At 34.0% G+C, this 22,188-nt stretch carries 16 protein-coding genes and 1 pseudogene; 15 read left to right on the top strand and 2 right to left on the bottom strand.

What is annotated here, in order from left to right; genetic code table 11:
* Positions 1-136 precede the first annotated feature (136 nt).
* From ACGH6Q_RS03570 to ACGH6Q_RS03510, 13 genes and pseudogenes are all read left to right on the top strand, one after another.
* Entirely contained in the window at positions 137-319 is a 183-nt protein-coding gene (locus ACGH6Q_RS03570) for a hypothetical protein (RefSeq protein WP_296317808.1), read from the top strand.
* A 133-nt stretch (positions 320-452) separates the two neighbouring features.
* A pseudogene (locus tag ACGH6Q_RS03565) lies at positions 453-551 on the top strand (IS5/IS1182 family transposase); the annotation flags it as partial.
* 166 nt (positions 552-717) lie between these two features.
* Positions 718-1,695: an HlyD family secretion protein gene (locus ACGH6Q_RS03560; RefSeq protein ID WP_065560073.1), complete on the top strand. Its 978-nt coding sequence runs from the start codon at positions 718-720 to the stop codon at positions 1,693-1,695.
* 42 nt (positions 1,696-1,737) lie between these two features.
* Positions 1,738-2,898 carry an ABC transporter permease gene (locus ACGH6Q_RS03555; protein ID WP_411591921.1) on the top strand — a complete coding sequence of 387 codons (1,161 nt, stop codon included), beginning with the start codon at positions 1,738-1,740 and terminating at the stop codon, positions 2,896-2,898.
* A complete protein-coding gene (locus ACGH6Q_RS03550; RefSeq protein WP_411591920.1) occupies positions 2,895-4,085 on the top strand; it encodes an ABC transporter permease in 1,191 nt (396 codons plus the stop codon). The genes ACGH6Q_RS03555 and ACGH6Q_RS03550 overlap by 4 nt, the downstream gene beginning before the upstream one ends.
* 285 nt (positions 4,086-4,370) lie before the next feature.
* On the top strand, positions 4,371-5,090 hold the full coding sequence (locus ACGH6Q_RS03545) for an epoxyqueuosine reductase QueH (RefSeq protein WP_411591917.1): 720 nt from the start codon (positions 4,371-4,373) through the stop codon (positions 5,088-5,090).
* A gap of 191 nt (positions 5,091-5,281) precedes the next feature.
* Complete coding sequence (locus ACGH6Q_RS03540) at positions 5,282-9,556, top strand: acyl-CoA dehydratase activase-related protein (RefSeq protein ID WP_411591914.1); 4,275 nt, start codon at positions 5,282-5,284, stop codon at positions 9,554-9,556.
* A 79-nt stretch (positions 9,557-9,635) separates the two neighbouring features.
* Positions 9,636-10,244, top strand: coding sequence for a CDP-alcohol phosphatidyltransferase family protein (locus ACGH6Q_RS03535; protein WP_065560077.1), 609 nt, complete (start codon positions 9,636-9,638; stop codon positions 10,242-10,244).
* An 11-nt stretch (positions 10,245-10,255) separates the two neighbouring features.
* Positions 10,256-12,007 carry a bifunctional alpha/beta hydrolase/class I SAM-dependent methyltransferase gene (locus ACGH6Q_RS03530; RefSeq protein ID WP_411591912.1) on the top strand — a complete coding sequence of 584 codons (1,752 nt, stop codon included), beginning with the start codon at positions 10,256-10,258 and terminating at the stop codon, positions 12,005-12,007.
* Entirely contained in the window at positions 12,007-13,344 is a 1,338-nt protein-coding gene (locus tag ACGH6Q_RS03525; protein WP_411591910.1) for a phosphatase PAP2/dual specificity phosphatase family protein, read from the top strand. The genes ACGH6Q_RS03530 and ACGH6Q_RS03525 overlap by 1 nt, the downstream gene beginning before the upstream one ends.
* Positions 13,331-13,816 (top strand): hypothetical protein, encoded by a 486-nt coding sequence (locus ACGH6Q_RS03520; RefSeq protein WP_296301597.1) that lies wholly within the window; start codon positions 13,331-13,333, stop codon positions 13,814-13,816. The genes ACGH6Q_RS03525 and ACGH6Q_RS03520 overlap by 14 nt, the downstream gene beginning before the upstream one ends.
* A 60-nt stretch (positions 13,817-13,876) precedes the next feature.
* Complete coding sequence (locus ACGH6Q_RS03515) at positions 13,877-14,815, top strand: phosphatidate cytidylyltransferase (RefSeq protein WP_411591909.1); 939 nt, start codon at positions 13,877-13,879, stop codon at positions 14,813-14,815.
* Between the two features lie 139 nt (positions 14,816-14,954).
* A complete protein-coding gene (locus ACGH6Q_RS03510) occupies positions 14,955-15,218 on the top strand; it encodes an HPr family phosphocarrier protein (protein WP_034913021.1) in 264 nt (87 codons plus the stop codon).
* 121 nt (positions 15,219-15,339) lie between these two features.
* On the opposite strand, the gene ACGH6Q_RS03505 is transcribed toward ACGH6Q_RS03510, so the two are convergent.
* Positions 15,340-16,716: an APC family permease gene (locus tag ACGH6Q_RS03505; RefSeq protein ID WP_065590976.1), complete on the bottom strand. Its 1,377-nt coding sequence runs from the start codon at positions 16,714-16,716 to the stop codon at positions 15,340-15,342.
* A gap of 520 nt (positions 16,717-17,236) precedes the next feature.
* The gene (locus ACGH6Q_RS03500) at positions 17,237-18,925 is read right to left on the bottom strand and encodes an amidohydrolase (protein WP_411591907.1); all 1,689 of its coding nucleotides are present in this window, start codon (positions 18,923-18,925) and stop codon (positions 17,237-17,239) included.
* Positions 18,926-19,072: 147 nt separating this feature from the next.
* On the opposite strand from ACGH6Q_RS03500, the gene matP reads away from it, so the two are divergent.
* Both matP and topA read left to right on the top strand, forming a co-directional pair.
* Positions 19,073-19,537, top strand: coding sequence for a macrodomain Ter protein MatP (matP, locus tag ACGH6Q_RS03495; protein WP_034913031.1), 465 nt, complete (start codon positions 19,073-19,075; stop codon positions 19,535-19,537).
* Positions 19,538-19,566: 29 nt separating this feature from the next.
* Entirely contained in the window at positions 19,567-22,176 is a 2,610-nt protein-coding gene (gene topA, locus ACGH6Q_RS03490; RefSeq protein ID WP_411591906.1) for a type I DNA topoisomerase, read from the top strand.
* Positions 22,177-22,188: the final 12 nt, after the last annotated feature.

Genomic DNA, 22,188 nt, shown 5'->3' with positions numbered 1-22,188 from the left:
TAAGAATTGAATAGTTACAATTTTTTCTGTATTACACGGGATTGGAGTCGGTGATATTTCCAGTATTGATCGCCTGCTTAGCTTAAATGTACCAACTGTTAAAATGAAGTACAGTAAAACACTCAATGAACATTATATGGCAAATGTTTGTCTACATTGTGGAGCCATACAAGGTCATAACTATGTAGTCACTGATCCCCATGAAATCATCAATTCACTGTGGCATAATCATGATATGAATAACTATTTCTTTAAAAACTTAAAAATTGATACAAGCACATTATTAGGTGAATTGAAAAGATGTATGGAATGGAGCTAATATTCTCATGTTTTGTCTGAAATCATCACCTTTAATACCAGTATACTAATTTAGTAAATATCAACAATCCTATTTTCCATGGATATTACCGTGTTCGTAGTACTCAATCATTACTTAAGATTCATTTATCCCTTATCGTTCTATTTTAATAAGATATGATAAATTAGAAAGGAATTATGTCTGCATGTTATCTCTGGCATTCATACTTATGTGGCTACCAATGCATTGTTGATTAATACATGAATACAAAAGATCAACAATCCCTAACAAAGGATAAATATTTTTTAATCGTTAACACATATAACAGTATATATTTTATTGCGTATTTAAGAGTTTGGCTTTATATTATTTTCAATGCTAATATTGCAATTTTGCTTTAACCTTTATAAGCCCAATTTATGCATAAAAAACGTTTTTCTTTGATTGTAGCGATCATTGCTGTTATTGCTATGGTTGTTATTATATATTTTGCTTATCAACCTAGTACTATTATTTTGCAAGGTGAAGTTGAATCTAATCGTGTTGATGTTGCTGCCAGAGTTCAAGGTCGAGTAAATCAATTTAATTATGATGTTGGTGACGATGTTAAGCAGGGTGAAGTTCTTCTTACTCTTTCAAATCCTGCATTGTTAGCTCAGCTTGCAACAGCAGAAGCGCAATTAAAAGTAGCAATGGCGAGTCGTGATAATACTTATAGCACTAGACCAGAAACAATTGATGTGCAAAAAGCGCAGTTAGATAAAGCTAAATCAGATTTAGATTTAGCTCAAACTAGCTATGAAAGAATTAATCGTTTAGCTAAAAATGGCACTGTTTCAAAGCAAAGCTATGATGAATCCTTTAATCAATATCAAGCGGCCATTAAAGCTTATGAAGCCGCTAAAGCTAACTTATCACTAGCCGAAAACGGTAGCAGTGTAGAACAGAAAAAATTAGCCGATGTGCAAGTTGAACAATCAGAAGCAGCATTGGCGCAAGTAAAAGCTGATGTTAATGAATTAACTTTAGTTTCTCCAATTAACGGTCAAATTACGACTCGAGTCGCTGAAACAGGGCAATTATACAGTCCAGGTACTCCGCTTTATTCTATTATTGATTTAAATGATATTTGGTTTACTTTTAATATACGTGAAGATTTGCTGGGAAACCTTAAAGTTGGTGATACGTTTCAAGTAAGAGTACCGGCATTAAATAATCAGATTATAGATGTTAAAGTCACTGTATTAAATGCTTTAGGTCAATATGCGAATTGGCAGGCGACTAAAGCAACGGGTGATTTTGACTTAAAGACTTTTGAAATGCGTGCTAAACCAATTAATAAAGTGTCAGGTCTCCGCCCAGGAATGAGTGTTACTACAAAGTGGCAATCTCGCTAGCTTGAATAATATCGAGATTTTAGACAAAAAGGAACGATATTAATGTATCACCGGCTATTTCAAGTAATTGGATGGGAACTTCGTAAATTAATTAAACAACGTATTTTGTGTTTATTAGTTTTCATCTATCCTTTATTATTTATTTTTTTATTTGTTTATATGTACCATGCCGGTGTTATTACTCAGGTACCTATTGCTGTTGTTGATCAAGATACAACCAAATCATCTCGCTTATTGATTCAACAAGTTGCTGCTTCACCTCAGCTACAGGTAGCTGAACGTTATCAAGATCTTACCTCAGCTAAACATGCGTTGATTAAAGGTGATGTTTATGCTGTGCTTTTCATTCAGCATGAGTTTGAAAAAGATCTTATAGCTGGTCATCAGCCAGAAGTTGTCGCTTTTTATAATAATCAGTATATGTCAGCTGGAACGATTATTTTCCGGGCGATGAGTTCCGCATTGAAAACAGCAAATAGTCAAATAGTATTGCAAGGATTATTAGAAAAAGGAATTGCTTCACCAGTTGCACAATGCCAAATGCAAACTATACCGACAAGTTTACATCCTTTATATAATCCAACTTTAAATTATCTATATACGTTAATTAGTGGTTTAATTCCTACTATATTACAAATCATTATTATGATGGCCATGGTTACTAGTATTACTCGTGATCGTTTTACTGGAACGGGGTATCAGCAAATATTAAAATTAGCTAATCATAATATTTTTATCTTTTTATTAGGACGCATTATTCCTTATTTTATCTATTTTTTATTTTGCTTGATTCTATTTGATACCGTTTTAATTGCTAATTTTAATTTACCTTTAAATGGACATTTAATATTGCTTATACTTGGTGATATAGGCTTTATTTTGACTTCATGTTTGTATGGTATTTTCTTTGGTTTAACGGGATCAACACTAGCACAAGCTTATGGCACTGCAAGCTTAGTAGCATCACCAGCGTTTGGATTTACTGGGCTTATTTTTCCTCGGATTGCAATGAATACCTTTGCTTATATTTGGAGTGCTTTATTACCTGTAACATGGTATATACAAATTCGTCTTGATCAAACATTAAGATCGCCAAATATAGTAACTTCCTTACAACCGTTTGTTTATTTAGTGATCCAATTAAGTGTTATGGCTATTCTTGTTTATCTTTTTTTACGAAAGATCCGTAGGCGGTTGATATGATTAAATCTTTACTATTAATTTCCTATGATGAATTAAAACGAATTTTCCAAACCAAAGCGATAGTTAGCATTATGTTTGTGGGAATATTTATCTATTTCATCTTTTATCCACAACCTTATTTACATGAAGCAATCCGAGATGTTCCTATTGCTGTTATTGACCAAGATAATACCAATTACAGTCGAGATCTAGTAAGACAACTTAATGCTAATAAGTCCATCAATATAGACTTACATATTGCAGACTTAGAAACGGCTAAAAAACTTATCGAAGAACGTAAAATATATGGAGTTGTACTCATACCTTACCGTTTTCAAAAGAATATATTAGAAGGAAAAACTAGCCCAGTGTCATATTATGGCGATGCGAGCTATATTTTAATTTATAGTAATGTTGCTACCGCCATTAATACCGTTGCCAGTAATTTTGGCGCTAAAATTTCAATTTCACGCAAAATAGCGCAAGGTATCGATCCTGCAGTGGCAAATAATAATGTTTCTCCTTTTAATAGCCAGTTAATTAGTTTATTTAATCCTCAATCAGGATATGCAACCTATATTATTCCAGCCGCTTTTATTTTGATCTTAAATCAGACATTATTTATCGGTAGTATTTTATGCCGTCTATTTAGTAAAAATTCTGATTTTGAAATAGCCTTTGTTAATAAACAGAATCACACGGTTTCATCGGCATTATTACTGCTTTCTGGTAAATTATTGACTTATTTAGTACTTTATTTAATCTATTTTATTATTTATACCGTATTTGCTAACTATTGGTATGATTTACCGCGCCTAAGTCATCTATCTGTTTCCTTACTATTTATTCTTCCTTTTATTTTGTCCACTTCGTTATTAGGTAAAATTGTTTCACATTTTGTCCATACGGTAAGTGATGTGTTTTGTTTAATTATACCGTCAAGTATGATTATCTTTTTTGTTACAGGATTATCTTGGCCAAAAGAATTGATGCCTCCTTTGTTCCATTTTACTGGCTATATATTTCCAGCTGTACCAGCTATAGTTGGGTCAGTAAAAATAAATCAAATGGGAGCAAGTTTTTCCGAATTTAGTCAGCAATATTGGCATTTGTGGATATTAACCATTGTCTATTTTTGTATCGCATTTATTTTAGAAAAACGTTATGTTCAAAAGATAATGTCGACAAATGCTAGGAGAGAAAATTAAATTAGCAATAGTTCATTTATTATAAATAATCAAATAAAAATTGATTGATACAACAACGTCAGCAATGGCACTAATTTGCAGCTGTATTAATATGTTTGAATTTCTTTTTTAGCTTTATGATAAACCTCATTTGTTATATATAAAAATATGTCAGTTTCATAAAGTTAGATATAGAATATTAGTTTTTTCCTTGAAGGTTAGTGTGTATAGCTATATCATAATTGGCCGACTAAGATCTTAGTTAGCTAGACCACAAAAAATAGAAAACAAAATAAATGAGTCCCCATGTTAATTAATGCTAAAAATATTCTCGAAAAATTAAATCCACATAATAAAGTAAATTACGATTCTGTTTTAAAAGAAGTGATTAATAATTGGCAATCAGAATCAGTTCGACCAAAGTTACTAATTCATAGTTGTTGTGCACCTTGTAGTACCTATGTTTTAGAGTATTTAGCACAATATGCAGATATTACGATTTATTTTGCTAATTCTAATATCCATCCCAGAGTTGAATATGAGCACCGTAGTATGGTGCAACAGAAATTTATTGCTGACTTTAATCAAAAAACAGGTAATAACGTTGAATTCTTAGAAGCACCTTATCAGCCAGCAGAATTTATTAAACAAGTTGGTCATTTGCGTGATGCGCCCGAAGGTGGCGAGCGTTGTCATATTTGTTATAAAATGCGATTAGATCTGGCCGCAATTAAAGCACAAGAATTGGGCTTTGACTATTTTGCAAGTGCTTTAACACTAAGCCCTAAAAAGAATAGCCAAAAAATAAACGAACTGGGGTTTGAAATTCAAGAGATCTTTTCGGTCAATTATCTGCCTTCTGATTTCAAAAAAAATAACGGTTATAAACGCTCTATTGAATTATGCAAGGAGTATGATGTGTATCGTCAATGTTATTGCGGTTGTATTTTTGCCGCCAAATCACAAGGTGTTGATTTGAAAAATGTGATTGCGATAGCTAAGCAAGGTTTAGAAAAAGGTTTATAACTATTAGGGACATTTAATTATAGACCATACTCAAACGTATAGTTACCTGAAACTTTTTGACACTGTTATTATCTGCGGAAAGATATTTTTTAAACAGAACTATTAAAAAATTTGAACATTTAACTATAATTATCATTTATAAAATTAATTTTCTGATAGTCAGTTATATTCTTGCTAAATGTGAGTTTATTATGTCAAAACTTTATAAGTTAGGATTGGATGTTGGTTCTACAACAGCTAAATGTGTGTTGCTTGATGAGCATGGCAATTTTGTTTATACCAATTATGTTCGCCATAATACCCATATTATAGCAACTGTGTTGCGATTATTAGATGAGATAGTACAAAAACTTGGCAATAATATTATCTTGTCGGTGAAAGTGACTGGTTCGGCAGGGATGGGGATTTCGGAAAAAGCAGAGATTGCTTTTATTCAAGAAGTGGTAGCTGCTTCAGAAGTTGTGCAACGAAAATATCCCGAAGTAAGAACATTGATTGATATAGGGGGAGAAGATAGTAAGATGATCTTCTTCTTCCCAGATCGTCCACCAGATATTCGTATGAATGGCAGTTGTGCTGGAGGAACTGGAGCGTTTATCGATCAGATGGCAACGTTACTTAATACTCCAGTTCAACAATTCGATCTTCTCGCCCAAAATCACAACCAAATTTACCCAATTGCTTCTCGTTGTGGTGTTTTTGCTAAAACCGATGTCCAAAATCTGATTAGTCGTAACGTTTCAAAAGAAAATATCGCATATTCTGTTTTGCATGCCGTTTGTATCCAGTTAGTTAACACCTTAGCGCGTGGTTATGACGTTGTACCAAAAGTGATGTTAATTGGTGGACCATTTTCATTTATTCCAACACTTGGTAAAGCGGCTTTAGAGACTTTAAAGCTAACTGAAGATCAAATTGTAAAAACTGAACATCCCACGTTATTGTCGGCTTGGGGAGCTGCAATTCATCTTTTGGATCGTACTGAACTTTCAATTACTGATTTTATTGCAAAATTAAATGCCTCAACAAAAATAACCACTAATCAGTTTTTTAGATTAAATCCATTATTTAATAAATTATTGTCTTTTAATGATTGGAAAAAACAAAGAAAATATATTGAAATTCCTAAAATTAAGCTAGCTGATTATCAAAAACAAAACGCTTTTTTAGGTATTGATAGTGGATCTACAACTACAAAAATTACCTTAATTGGTGAAGATGATGAGTTGCTTTTTACCTATTATGCACCAAATAATGGTCACTCTATTGGTGCTTTAAGCAAAGGTTTAACACAATTAAAGCAAGAAATTGCATCATCAAGTAAAGACATTGTTATTGCTCGCACAGGTGTTACAGGTTATGGCGAAGAGCTATTAAAAGCAGCTTTTGCTTTTGACGATGGACTTGTTGAAACGATGGCGCATTTTGCCGCTGCAAAACATATCGATCCTGAGGTAAGCTTTGTGATGGATATCGGCGGCCAAGATATGAAAGCTATTTTTATATCCAATGGTGTTGTTAATCATATTGAACTTAATGAAGCTTGTTCATCAGGATGTGGGTCGTTTATTGAAACATTTGCTAAATCACTTAATTTTAATACGATCGACTTTGCTGATGCGGCTTGTAAATCAACAAGCCCTTGCGATTTAGGTACACGATGCACTGTTTTTATGAATTCTAAAGTTAAACAAGCTTTGCGCGAGAATGCTACCGTTGGTGATATTTCAGCTGGGTTGGCTTTTTCAGTCATAAAAAATGCGATTCACAAAGTATTAAAACTCCACGATATGCGAAAACTAGGTGATCATATTGTGGTACAAGGTGGAACTTTTAAAAATCCAGCAGTTTTTAGAGCGTTAGAACAATTAACTGGTGCACAAATTACGAGTTCTAATATACCTGAATTAATGGGGGCTTATGGCTCTGCATTAGTAGCAAAAAATCACTATCAACAAAACCCAATAGCATCAACGTTTATTGGTTTAAACAATTTATACAAAGCCGAAGATAACAAAGCTAAACCTTCGCGTTGTAAAGGGTGCGAAAATAAATGCGATATTGTAATTTATCGTTTTGCTAATGGGAAACGCTATTATTCAGGCAATAAATGTGAACGTTTTTTAAGTAATAATCCTCAAAAAGATAACAATTCATTTAATATGTTTGATTATAAAAATGCGTTGTTATTTGATCGTATTGCAATTTCAACTTCTAATGCAAAAATCAATATTGGCATTCCGCGAGTGTTAGGACAATACGAAAATTTTCCTTTTTGGCATACGTTATTAACTCACAGTGGCATTAAGGTTACTCTTTCGCCATTTTCAACCAATGCTATTTATGAAAAAGGGGCAGGAACAGTCATGTCTGATAGTGTTTGTTTTCCTGCTAAGTTGGTACATGGGCACATTATGGAACTTATTGAACAAAAGGTTCATCGTATTTTTATGCCCATGGTGGTTTTTGAGTCTGCGCAGTTTGATAATGCTGTGAATAGTTATAACTGTCCAATAGTCAGTAGTTATGCTGAAGTGGTAAATAGTGCGATTAATCCCGAAATTAAATATGGCTTGCCAATTGATCATCCGGTTATTAATTTCACCAATATTAAATTACTTAAAAAAGGCTGTATTAAGTATTTAACTTCGTTAGGTATTAATAAAGCTGTGGCAGAGAAAGCATTTTCTAGTGCAATAATTGCTCAATCTGAATTTAAAAAATCACTTTATAATAAAGCAATTGAGGTCTTAAATAATGCTAAACAAACAGGAAGTTATGTATTTGTTTTAGCGGGGCGCCCTTATCATAGTGACAGTTTAATAAACCATAAAACTCCCGAAATCTTAAATGCACTTGGTTGCGATGTGATTACTGAAGATTCGGTATTGGGAGCGATCAATCAATTGTCACCAGAACTACAAATCTGTTCACAGTGGAGTTATTCAAATCGTTTATATGCTGCGGCAACCTTTGTGGCACAACAAGCAAATAATATTCAATTCGTTCAACTCAATTCATTCGGTTGCGGACCTGATGCGATTGTCACCGATGAATGTAAGGCGATATTAGAATCAAAAGGCAAAACCTGTACGATTATTCGTGTTGATGAAATTTCAGCAACGGGATCCGTTCGCTTACGTTTGCGGTCAATAATTGAATCCATCCGTATGAATCACCAACAGCCATTAAAATCTGTTGAACGTAAAAAAATAGCTATTTTTAATAAACAAGATAAACAGCGTAGGACGATACTAGCTCCGTTCCTTTCTGACTTTTATTCGCCAATTTTACCGTCAGTATTTGCATTATTGGGCTATAAACTAGAAACATTGCCAAAACCAGATAAAACTTCGGTTGAGTGGGGATTAAAATATTGTAATAACGAGATTTGCTATCCAGCAACCATTATTGTTGGCGATATTATCAAAGCTCTTCAATCTGGTAAGTATAATCGTGACGAAGTTGCGATTGGAATTACTCAGACAGGGGGACAGTGTCGTGCAAGTAGTTATCTATCATTAATTAAAAAGGCCATGATTAGTAATGGTTTTGAAGATATACCAATCATATCACTTAGTCCTAAGAACATGAATCAGAGTGAACAGCCAGGTTTTAAAATTAATTGGCTTAAAGCACTGCCAACTTCTTTTTTTGCTATGTTGTTTACTGATTCATTAGCTAAAATGTATTACGCTGTAGCGCCTAGAGCAAAGATAAAACAACAAGTTGATCAACTCAAGGATCTTTACATAAGAAAATTAGAGCAGGCTATTAGTCAGTATAAAGGTCATAAAGCAATTTATACACTATTAGCCGAAGCAGTTGCTGATTTTAACCAAGTAGAAGTTCTAAACAAAAATTGCCCACAAATTGGTATTGTAGGTGAAATCTATGTTAAATATAATAATTTTGGTAACCAACACAGTATTGATTGGTTAATTGATCAAGGCATTGAGCCAGTGATACCTCCAATGCTCGAATTTTTTGTTCAAGGCTTTGTAAATTTTGATAGTAATATTGATAATCACCTTGAATCGAAAAGGTATCTTTCCTATTTATTACACTTTTTTGAGAAGATTGCACAACGTTATATTGATAAAACTAATCAAATTCTGGCTAATTTTAAATATTATCAACCATTTCATAATATCCGTGATATAGCAAAAAAAGCTGAACAAATTCTTAATTTAAGTAACCAATTTGGAGAAGGCTGGTTGATTCCAGCAGGCATCATGAGTTTTGCTGAGTATGGTATTAACAATGTCATTAGTTTGCAACCTTTTGGCTGTATTGCTAATCATGTGGTTTCAAAAGGTGTTGAAAAACGTATGCGTGACTTGAATCCTAAACTTAATTTATTGTATTTGGATTTTGATGATGGGGCAGGAGAAGTAAACGTGCTAAATCGTTTACATTTTATGGTTAGCTCATTAAAGTATACGCAATTACAACGTATTGTTTAATAACTATAATGGCTTATGGTTATGTGATAATGTATAAAATTATTCATAGTAATGGATTTACAAGGAGGATCAGTTAGTTGTGTTGTCGATTTATCAATTAAAACCAAAATTTCAAGCATTACTTAGACCATATGCCAATGCTCTTTATAAAGCAAATTTTACAGCCAATCAAGTAACATTAATAGCTGGATTTGGATCGATTTTTATCGCTTTCATTGTTGGAGTATTAGCCAAATATCAATGGATTTTTTTTCTTATTCCAATATGGATGTTTATCCGTATGGCACTTAATGCCATTGATGGTATATTAGCAAGAGAATATTACCAAAAATCAAATTTAGGTGCTTATTTAAACGAAATTTGTGATGTTGTGTCTGATAGCGCATTGTTACTCATTTTTACACAAATTGAATGTGTCAATAACTATTTAGTCATTTTAGTGGTTTTATTGTCGTTATTAACAGAATACAGTGGCGTGCTAGGTGTTATGATTGGTGCTTCACGGCGGTATGATGGACCAATGGGTAAGAGCGATCGAGCATTTGTGCTTGGTGGAATTAGTCTAGCGATTGCCACTTATTTATTACCTTTAAGTTACATCAATGCGCTATTATGGATCATTAGTATTTTGCTTGTTTGTACTGTAATTAACAGAATACGAAATGGCATTCAAGAAGTCCAAAAATAACGAGGGGAAATATGCGTCAACAGCAACAAAAAACATTTATTAGTTATGATGGCTGTCAGTTATTCTATCGCTATTGGCCTGTTATTGATAGCAATGCTAATCAACCTAAAGCAATAGTCATTTTTCATCGTGGGCATGAACATTCAGGACGTGTTGCACATCTTGCTGATGAATTAAATCTACCAGATTATCAAATCTTTGCTTGGGATGCTAGAGGTAATGGTCAATCAGAAGGTGAGCGAGGTGATGCTCCTAATTTTGCAACATTAATTAAAGATGCTAACTGTTTCATTGAACACATCATGCAGGAGTATAACCTCCGTCAAGAAGATATTGCTATTATAGCCCAAAGTGTTGGTGCTGTGATTGCTTCGGCATGGGTACATGACTATGTGCCAAATATTCGTGCCTTGGTATTAGGTTCACCAGCTTTTAGCGTAAAATTATATGTACCATTAGCGGTGCCAGGATTGAAATTACTATATAATTTGAAAGGGAATTTTTTTGTTAATAGTTATGTCAAACCTAATTTATTAACGCATGATTTAGAAAGAGCAACTTCGTTTACAAAAGACCCATTAATTACTCGACCTATTTCTGTACGACTTTTGCTTGATTTATATTCAGTATCAGATCGTGTTGTTAAAGATGCAAATGCAATTACCGTCCCAACACAATTGTTAGTTTCTGGATCGGATTATGTAGTAAGACGAAAACCGCAAAGACAGTTTTACGATAATTTGGGCACACAACAAAAAGAATTTCACATTCTCCCAGGGTTTTATCATGATACATTTGGCGAAAAAGAACGAAAATTCGCTATCGATCGTGCAAGACGATTTATTATTGGTTGTTTCGCCAATCAAATTTGTGTACCGCCATTAGTTAATGCTGATCTTGTAGGATATACTAGGCAAGAAGCAGATAATTTAACGATGCCTCCATCGGGTTTGATTAAACCTATATACTGGAAGTTTATTAAAGCCAATTTAAAATATGTCAGTAAAATATCTGACGGAATTAGGCTTGGTCTCGATACCGGATTTGATTCGGGTAGTACGCTTGATTATGTTTACCGTAATGAACCATCGGGAACATCAAAATTGGGGCGTTTTTTTGATTATGTTTATTTACAATCTATTGGTTGGCGAGGAATTCGACAACGAAAAGTACATCTTGAAGAGCTATTAAAACTAGCTATCAATAAATTATATGATCAGAAGTATTCTGTCGATATTGTTGATATAGCAGCAGGGCATGGGCGTTATATTTTAGAAACGATTAATCAAATTGCCAATAAACCCAATTCGATTTTACTACGAGATTATAGTGATATTAATGTGCTTGCAGGTCAAACATTAATAGAAGATAAAGGATTAGTAAATATAGCTCGTTTTGAAAAAGGCGATGCTTTTAATCGTGAGCAACTAGCCCAATTATCACCTAAACCAACTTTAGCTGTTGTATCTGGTTTGTATGAGCTGTTTAGTGATAATCAGTTGATACGTAACTCTTTATCTGGCCTTGCTGACTCAATACCTGAAGGGGGATATTTAATTTATACCAATCAGCCATGGCATCCTCAATTGGAATTTATAGCAAGAGCGTTAACATCACAACGTGATGGTCAACCATGGATTATGCGAAGACGAACTCAACGTGAAATGGATCAGTTAGTTGCAACTGCTGGGTTTAAAAAAATAACAATGCGTATTGATCAGTGGGGGATCTTTACTGTATCGCTAGCACAACGAATAAAATAATGGATAAAGTAAAACTAGGATTTAATAAGCTAACTATTTATAAGTTTATATGGTTAATTTGTTTAGCTATTTTCTTTTTTACTAGCTATAATTTTGCCAATTGGTTTACCTCTACACGTAGTAATGTAGGAAGTATAGTTTTTAAGTGGGAACATTCAATTCCATTGTGGTCTTGGTCTATCGTACCTTATTGGTCGATAGACCTTATGTATGGACTAGCAATATTACTTGTTTGCTCTCATCGAGCTCTAAAAATACTTTGTCTTCGACTTTTATCTGCTCAGATCATTTGTATTATCTGTTTTTTGACTTTTCCGCTTAAGTTTTCTTTTGAGCGCCCAACATTAGATGGATTATCGGGATTATTATTTAATATTTTGATGGGATTTGATAAACCCTTTAATCAAGCGCCATCGCTTCACATTACATTATTGGTTATTTTATGGCAATTTTATGCTAGCTATTTTCGTGGTGTGTGGCGCTATATTTTACATATTTGGTGTTTATTAATTGCTTTATCTGTATTAACAACTTGGCAACATCACTTTTTTGACGTTCCTACTGGGGTCGGAGTAGGGTGTTTCTGTATTTGGTTATGGCCAGATGATAGTCTATCACCAATAAAAAATTACCAATTACCTAAGCAGTATTTTTGGAGTAGTGTTTATTTTTTACTGTTCGCATTTTCCTTTTATATTGCTATTTACTTTTATTCATGGGCATTGTGGTTATTATGGTTTTCTGTTGCATTTTTATTAGTTTCAGTAAACTATTTACTAGTTGGCACAGTCGGTTTTCAAAAACAGACTAATGGAAAATTTAATCTTGTAGTTACTATTTTATATCTGCCTTATTTTGTGATTATATGGGTTAATTCACGATTGTGGACATTTAAAAACAAGTCGGTAGATTTGATTTGTGATAATGTTTATTTAGGTAGAATACCTTCCAATAATACTTTGCGCACAAATCATTTTTTCTCAATTGTTGATCTTTGCGCTGAATTACCAATTCCTCATTTTAATGGTCAGTACAATCTCATCCCTGTATTAGATATGACGCCACTGACGATTGAACAATGTCAACAAGCAGCTGAAATTATTAATCAGCATTACAAAAAAGGTAAATTATTAGTCTGTTGTGCTTTGGGATATTCGCGCAGTGCTACCGCTATTATTGCTTGGTTATTGTTAACTAAAAGAGCATCGAACTTAGATGAAGCAATAAGTATGGTAAAAGAACGCCGTCATACAATTGTTATTACAGCCAAGCAACGAATAATTTTGTTAGACTGGTTTTTACAAATAAAAAAAGGAAGTCAGTATGTTAAATCATGATGAATCAAAAAAATTAACAACAGATTGTCAAACATCACTTGTGATATTTTGTGGATTACTGACTATCAGTTTATTAATTGGTTTATTATTGTTGTTTTTCACTATTACAGCATTATGCTTTGGATTGATCTCAAATTGGATGATTAACGATGCTTTACCATTAACCTTATTTTGTTTTGCTGCCTTTATTATGGGATTGATTGGGATTTATTACACATTAAGAATTCAATTTGATAAACAACTGTTTAATTATTTGTCTACTCGCAACAAACAACTCGCTAATACACTTATTGAGTTAGATAATGTTCTGTTAACCCTTCATTTAATTAAGTCCAATCAGTTAATAAAACGAACTATCATTGAACGCCAACAAGGTACGTTAAGGTTATTTAGAAAACAAATAACATTACTGATTATACAAATTATATTATTAATAGGAGCATGGTTTAGTGGCATTATTCAATCTTGGTAATTCAGTTAAAGTAAAATTGGTTCATATTTAACAGCGGACAAGCAATAAGGAGAAAGGAATATGCCTAATTATCAAAATGATACCTTATTATTATTTGCTGGTATTGGTATTTTACTTGTTATTGCCTCTACTGTAGGTTGGCTATTAAAACGGCATCTTAGTAGTCCAAATAGTGTAATTGATAATCTTATCACTCGCATTAATGCATGGTGGGTAATTGTGGCTGTTATAGGTATTGCATTCTTGATAGGAAAATTTGCGGTAGTTTTTCTGTTTTTCGTAGCATCTGCTATTGCATTACGAGAGTTTTTAATTTTAACGCCTGCTAATCGTTATGATTCTTATGCATTGATATTTGCCTATTTCATTGCTTTACCTTTGCAATATATTTTAGTTGCTATATCGTGGTATGGATTATTTAGTATTTTTATCCCTGTTTATGGATTTTTATTATTAGCCATTTTGGCGGCAATAACCGGTTCAACTTATAATTTTTTGGAGAGAACAGCTGAAGTACAATGGGGATTAATGATTACAGTATATAATATTTCTTGCGTACCAGCATTATTAATATTACCAATTGATAATTATCAGGATCGCAATCTTCTTTTGATTGCTTTTTTAGTATTGGTTGTAGAGCTTTCAGATGTGTTGCAATATGTGTTTGGAAAATTATTCGGTAAACATAAAATTAGTCCAAATTTATCGCCATCTAAAACGGTTGAAGGATTTATTGGAGGAACCTTATCAGCAAGTTTAATTGGTGCGTGCTTATTTTGGATCACACCTTTTAGTTTTATCCAAGCAGGTTTTATTTCACTCATGCTTACATTATTGGGTTTTTTGGGTGGTTTGGTTATGTCTGCCATCAAACGAGATAGAGGTATAAAAGATTGGGGAAATTTAATTAGTGGTCATGGTGGTGTGCTCGATCGTTTAGATTCTGTTTGTTTTGCCGCACCGATCTTTTTTCATCTTGTACGTTATTTTTGGGTCTAACTTTAATATTAACTTTAGATAAGCAAACTAGTTTATCTAAATTATACAAATTCACATGCAAAAAAAGAGCAAAATCGTTTAATTTATGATATAAATACAGTTATAGTTTTAACTTTAAAATATAAATAAGGACTTTATTATGTTAAAAGAGCAAATGGTAGTAAAAAATTCAACGGGCTTGCATGCTCGCCCTGTAACAACACTAGTTAAATTAGCTGGTCGTTATAAATCATCAATTGAGCTTGTTTATAATGATAAAGCAATTAAATTAAAAAGTATGATGGGTTTACTTGGTGCTGGGGTTAAAGGTGGTTCAACTGTAGAAATCATCTGTGATGGTGAAGATGAACAAGCAGCAATGGATGAAATCCGTGAATTATTTGCTACAGGTTTTGGTGAGTAATTACAACATTAGCTAGCTAATAATTATTTTTTATTTGATTCCGTCGACTTAGGTCGACGGAGTTGTTTTTTAAAAGGCGTAACTAGATACTTTTAAGTAGACCTAATTTAAAAAGATTAAGTTAATCTTTAATTATTGAATTCAATTCGCTATGATCAATTGATGGCAACGTTTTGGTAAAACCTTTAGTTAGATAAATTAAATAAATAACTCCAATTGCTAACCAAACTAAACCAACAATCATCGCTGTTGCATCAAGACTTGTCCACAACCACAATGAAAGCAAAACGCCAATTGCAGGTAATAGTCCATACTTAAATAGCATTGATGCTGTTTTTGTATTACCACTAAGGTAGCTTTTGATCACACATAGATTGACAAAAGTAAACGCCACTAATGCACCAAAGCTTATCATTGAGAAAACTAAACTAAGATCTAATACTAATGATAGTAATGAAAAACAAGCGACAAAGATAATCGATAAATAAGGCGTTCTAAAGCGTGGGTGAATTTTATAAAAGATCTGTTTAGGTAGCACGCCTTCACGTCCCATTGCATAAAAAATCCGTGATACGCTAGTCTGTGCAGTCATTGCTGATGCAAAGACGCCAGTTAGATATGCCGCTTGGAAGAAATTGTACATAAAATTGTTACTAATTTGTCTAATAAATTCTATACGATTGATTTTATCAAGGTGGTGCATCACATCAAGGCTTGCCGTATCTTGGTTATCAACAAAACTACTCCACATAGGAAAAATCAGATGACCACAATAAGAGACAACCAAAAAGATACAGCCAGCAATAAGAACTGTCCAAATAATGGCTTTAGGCAAAGATCTTTTTGCATCATTGGATTCTTCTGCCAACGTTGCTATCGCGTCAAAGCCTAAAAAAGCAAGGCAAAGTACTGCGGCTCCTGACATTAATCCGCTAAAATCATCAGCATTGATCTTAAGTGGTTTTATTATCACTTCTGGGGTTAAATGGGTATTAGCAAAAGTGAAAAATATAAATAATCCAATAAAAATCATCTGAACAATAATTAAGGTGAAATTTACCGAATTGATCAACTTAATACCCAGATAATTTAAGAGACTAACCCCAATCAATGATCCAAGTACAAATACATAAGCAGGAACGCTAGGAAATGCTTCGTTAAGATAAATACCTAAAACCAAATAATTTAATATTGGTAAAAATAGGTAATCAAGGATTTGTGCCCAACCCACCAAAAATCCAGCTTTTCCACCAAAAGTACGTTGTACATAAGAATAAGCAGAACCAGCAATAGGTAGTTTATTTGCCATACGACAATAGCTTAATGCAGTGAAAAAGATCATGGCAAGGGTGATGATATAGGCTATAGGTAAGTGTCCATTACTTTTAACTGTTACTTCCCCATAAGTGGTAAAGATCCCTAAAGGAACCATATAAGCTAAACCAAATGCAATTAATGCAGGTGTGGTTAAAACTCGTTTCATTTTTATTGCGGACATGACTTACTTTGCTCCTCTGTCCCAAAAAACAATAAAAAACTACTAAGTATAGTTTTGCCTTTTTACCCGCTTAAAGCGGCAGGGAATTCTGCCATATTATAATAATTATGCAAGCTAATTTTTTGTAAAAAATATTAAAGCGGGCAAATTATAAACTTTAAAGTATATTAGCTGTTAATTAAGACCTATTTAATTTAAACTGGTAAGTTAAAACTTTGAATTTCTATTTTTACATTTGAGTAGCAACAGAAATACTAATTTAACAAATCAGTTTATAAAATAAGTGTAGATTATTGTATTGATCTTTAGTGGAATTAGGAGGTATGGTCAGGAGCTATATGGTATGTGATTGATATGTTTATCGGAGTATTGATTATTGCTGCTATCTTACCTTTCACAAAAACGACAGCGGGGAAACAGAGAAAGCAAAAGCAATTGAAGTTGATTAAAGCTTGGATAATTATTTATGCTACACCACTAATAATTGTGGTGTAGTAATTTGACATAAAAAATTTAAATTTTAAATTACATCATTTTGATAAACCGTTTTACCGCCAACAATAGTTGTTAACACGTTAACGTTTTGGATATCATTAGTTGGTATGGTAAATGGGTTGCGATCTAAAATAATTAAATCAGCAAATTTACCTTTTTCAATTGAACCAATATATTCATCTTGATTTAATACATATGCAGCATTGATAGTAGCACTACGCAATACTTCAGTAATAGTTAAATTACGATCGCTGTCTAATCGTGGATGATCAGCATCAATTTGTCGAGTCATAGCAATTTGGAAATCATACCATTCGTTTAAAGGATCAATTGGCCAATCGCTACCAAATGCACAGTTTACACCAGCATCAATGTATTGCCCGTGCGCTTCTAATCCATTATAACGTTCTGGACCAAATAGAGTTTGATACTGCTCAACCATTGCTGAACTACAACCAGCCCACTGAAAAGAAAATACTACGCAAGCATTTAATTGTTTATATCTGGCAAACTGGTGTGTTGCGCTTAGTTCGTTATGTGCAGTGCTTGGACGGATATCTGCATCAGGTAAGGCTTTTCGCATTTTTTCAATAGCGTCAAGTACTACTTCAATTGCCCCTTCACCAACAGTATGCATATGTGGATGAAAACCTGCTTTTGCGGATTCAAGTATTAATGCATCTAACATTTCAGTGGAATAATAAAGATCACCGTAACGATCTTTTTCGTTTTCTAACTGATATGGTTTAAGTAATCGTGCCGTCATCAAAGGTGCTTGCATTACGCCATCTACAAATAACTTAGTATGTGATATTTTAATGCCTGGTCTAGGTTGCCAGTTTTTATCATCATAACGAGTGGCAAACTGTTTTACTTTCTCAATGACATTTGGAATATCGGCAATTGATGACACATCATCAGGTGGCAATTCCCGAGCGCCGAACAGGCGGATAGAAAGCCCATCTTGTTGCTGTAGTCTTAAAAAGGCATCGGCTTGAGTTTCAGTAATTCGAGCATCCATAACAGCAGTAACGCCTTGTTTATTTAATTCTGCTTGCGATAATTTAGCAATATTAAGTGCTTGTTCATCAGTTAATTTAGAAATACTATCAAAAGCACGCATGGCTGGGGCATCTTCTAATATACCATTTAATTCGCCGTCATCAGTACGACCAATTTTACCATCCGATGGTTCTGGAGTGTTTCTATCTAAACCAAATTTCTCTAATGCTATACTGTTAGCAACCAAAGTATGGCAATCATTTGAAAACAAAATAACAGGGCGTTTTGTATTGAGTTTATCAAGATCAAAACGAGTAATATCTGTACCAATTGGCAACACTTCTTGGCGTAACCAACCACGGACTTGCAACCAATTAGCGTTATGATTGGGATTATCTTTATCTAAATAGTCTTGGATAATAGCTAAAGTCTCATCAATAGTTAAACTTTGGTAATTTAAATTACATGATGATAATTGCATGCCACCCCAAAAGGTGTGTAAATGTGAGTCAATAATGCCAGGCATCATTGTTTTACCTTGCAAATCATAAATTATTGTATGATTATCAACATAGTGACTGTTATTTATTTCTTGCGTGGAGCCTGTTGCAATAATATAGCCATTTTCAATTGCGATAGCTTCACACACGCTGTCTTGCTTATCTGCGGTGTAAATATAGCCATTAATATAAATAACATCAGCTTTAACCATTATGTAGGATTCCTTAAATAAAGATAGAAATGAAAGGCTCACGATAACAGATTTATAAAAAATTTGTCAAACGCAATAATTTTCTTTATTGTGTGAGCAGATTATGCTACAAATAGCTATTTAGTTACAGCGTCACAAGGTGAACGGATGAAATATCAACAGTTAGAAAACCTTGAATGCGGTTGGAAATGGAATTACCTAGTTAAAAGGCACTTAGAAGGCGAGTTAATTACACGCTATATTGAAAAAAGTGCTGCGCAACATGCGGTCAATGAGTTATTGTTGTTGGAACATAACCCAACTGGTGTTGTTGATTGGATAAAACAGCATTTAAATCCTGACTTAGATAATCGCCTGAAGCAAACTATTCGGGCAAGGCGAAAGCGTCATTTTAATGCAGAACAACAAAATACTCGAAAAAAATCCATTGATTTGGAATTTTTAGTTTGGCAACGATTGGCTAATTTAGCTAAACGCCGTGGATGCACGTTGTCACAAACCATTACTCAATTAATTGAAGATGCAGAGCAGAAAGAACAATATGCAACGAAAGTATCAACAATTAAAGATGATTTACTATCACTCTTAGATGTAAATATTGATAGTAAATAATACAAACAACAGAATAGAAAGGTTTAATTATGGGAAAATCCCTTGTTATTGTCGAATCACCAGCTAAAGCAAAAACGATCAATAAATATCTTGGTAAAGATTTCGTGGTTAAATCAAGTGTAGGTCATATTCGCGATCTACCTGTGAGTGGTAGTAGCCAACGAGCTGAAAAATCAACAAAAGACAAAAAAGATAAAGCAGATAAAAAAGTTAAACGTTCAGAAAGACAGGTCTTGGTTGATCGCATGAGCGTCGATCCATATAACGGTTGGAAAGCGCATTACGAAATTCTACCAGGTAAAGAAAGGGTAGTATCTGAACTGAAAAAACTGGCTAAAGATGCTGACATGATCTATCTCGCAACCGATTTAGATAGAGAAGGGGAAGCCATTGCATGGCATCTTAAAGACGTGATAGGTGGTGAAGATAGCAAATATCGTCGTGTTGTTTTTAACGAAATTACCAAAACGGCGATCAAAAATGCTTTTAATGAACCATCGATGCTTGATATGGATCGGGTTAACGCCCAGCAAGCACGTCGATTTATGGATCGGGTAGTTGGCTTTATGCTATCGCCATTACTTTGGAAAAAGGTTGCTAGGGGCTTATCAGCTGGACGTGTACAATCTGTTGCTGTACGCCTTGTTGTTGAGCGTGAACGCGAAATTCATGCTTTCATTCCTGAAGAATACTGGGAGCTGTTTGCTGATTTGAGCACGGCTAAAAATGAGCCATTAAGTTTACAAGTTACTCATTATAAAAACGATGCATTCGAACCTAAAAATAAAGTTGCCATTGATATTGCGCTAGCTGAACTTAGTAAAAACCAATATCAAGTAACTAATATTGAACAAAAGCCAACTAAAAGTAATCCAACAGCACCTTTTATTACCTCAACTTTACAGCAAGCAGCAAGTACTCGTCTTGGTTTTGGTGTTAAAAAAACCATGATGTTGGCTCAAAGATTATATGAAGCAGGTTACATTACCTATATGCGTACTGACTCGACCAATTTAAGTCAGGATGCGCTAGCGATGGTACGTGATTATATTGGTAAAAATTTTGGCGATAAATATCTACCAAAATCGGCTAATGTATACAGTAGTAAAAAGAACTCGCAAGAAGCGCATGAAGCGATTCGCCCATCAGATGTTACTATCTTAGCTGATAATCTTAGTGATGTTGAAGCTGATGCCGCTAAATTATACCAACTAATTTGGCGCCAATTTGTAGCTTGCCAAATGACATCGGCTGAATATAACTCAACAACAATTTCGGTTAATTCAGGTGATTTTACTTTAAAAGCCAAAGGTCGGACATTGCGTTTTGATGGTTGGACTAAAGTGCAGCCACAGCTAGCCAAAAATAATGAAGATAAAATATTACCATCACTATCGATAAACGATAAGCTTGATTTAATTAACTTAAATCCAAATCAACATTTTACCAAACCACCAGCAAGATATAACGAAGCATCTCTTGTTAAAGAGCTTGAAAAGCGAGAAATTGGGCGACCATCGACTTATGCAACCATTATTTCGACAATTCAAGATCGTGGTTATGTGCGTTTAGATAATCGTCGGTTTTATGCTGAAAAAATTGGTGAAATTGTTACCGATAGACTTAGTGAAAACTTTAATGATCTAATGAGTTATGATTTTACAGCACGTATGGAACATGCTCTGGATGAGATTGCTCATAAAAAACAAGAATGGCGTGAAGTGCTTGATCAGTTTTTTAGTGACTTTAGTCAGCATCTTGAGGTTGCTGAACAAGCACCAGATAAAGGTGGAATGCAGCTTAATCCATTGGTGCTAACACCTGAAATTAAATGTCCAAATTGTGGGCGTGAAATGGGTATTAAAACTGCCGGTACCGGTGTATTTTTAGCTTGTTCAGGCTATGCGTTGCCACCTAAGGAGCGTTGTAAACAGACCATTAACTTAATTCCTGAGCACGAAACATTAAATATTCTAGAAGAAGCTGAAACAGCAGAAACTGATGCTTTAAGAGCCCGTAAACGCTGTCCAAAATGCCACACGGCTATGGATAGTTATCTACTTGATAATGAACGAAAACTGCATATCTGTGGCAATAACCCGATTTGTGATGGTTTTATTGTCGAAAAAGGTAACTTTAAGGTTAAAAGTTATGAAGGGCCAATTATTGAATGCGAAAAATGTGGTTCAGAAATGCATTTAAAATCAGGGCGATTTGGCCTATATATGGGCTGTACTAATCCTGATTGTAAAAATACGCGTAAGATCTTAAAAAATGGTGATGTTGCACCACCAAAAGAAGACCCAGTTGATCTACCAGAACTAAAATGCACCAAGTCAGATGCACATTTTGTATTACGTGACGGTGCTGCGGGTATCTTTTTGGCGGCGCATAATTTTCCAAAATCAAGAGAAACACGCGCACCTTTGATAGAAGAGTTACAACGTTTTAAAGAGCGCTTACCCGAAAAATTCATTTATTTGACCGAAGCACCAAATAAAGATCCTTATGGTAATCCATCAATTGTTCGTTTTAGCCGTAAAAATAAACAACAATATGTTACTTCTGAAGTTAATGGAAAATCGACAGGTTGGGTGATGCAATATGTAGATGGCAAATGGATCAATAGCAAAAAGTAGGTAGGCACGTCT

It is taken from the genome of Gilliamella sp. BG2 (assembly GCF_046635645.1).
Taxonomy (GTDB): Bacteria; Pseudomonadota; Gammaproteobacteria; order Enterobacterales; family Orbaceae; genus Gilliamella; species Gilliamella bombi.
Note: the sequence above shows the minus strand (reverse complement) of the source record. Positions and strands in the feature narration are given on the sequence as shown.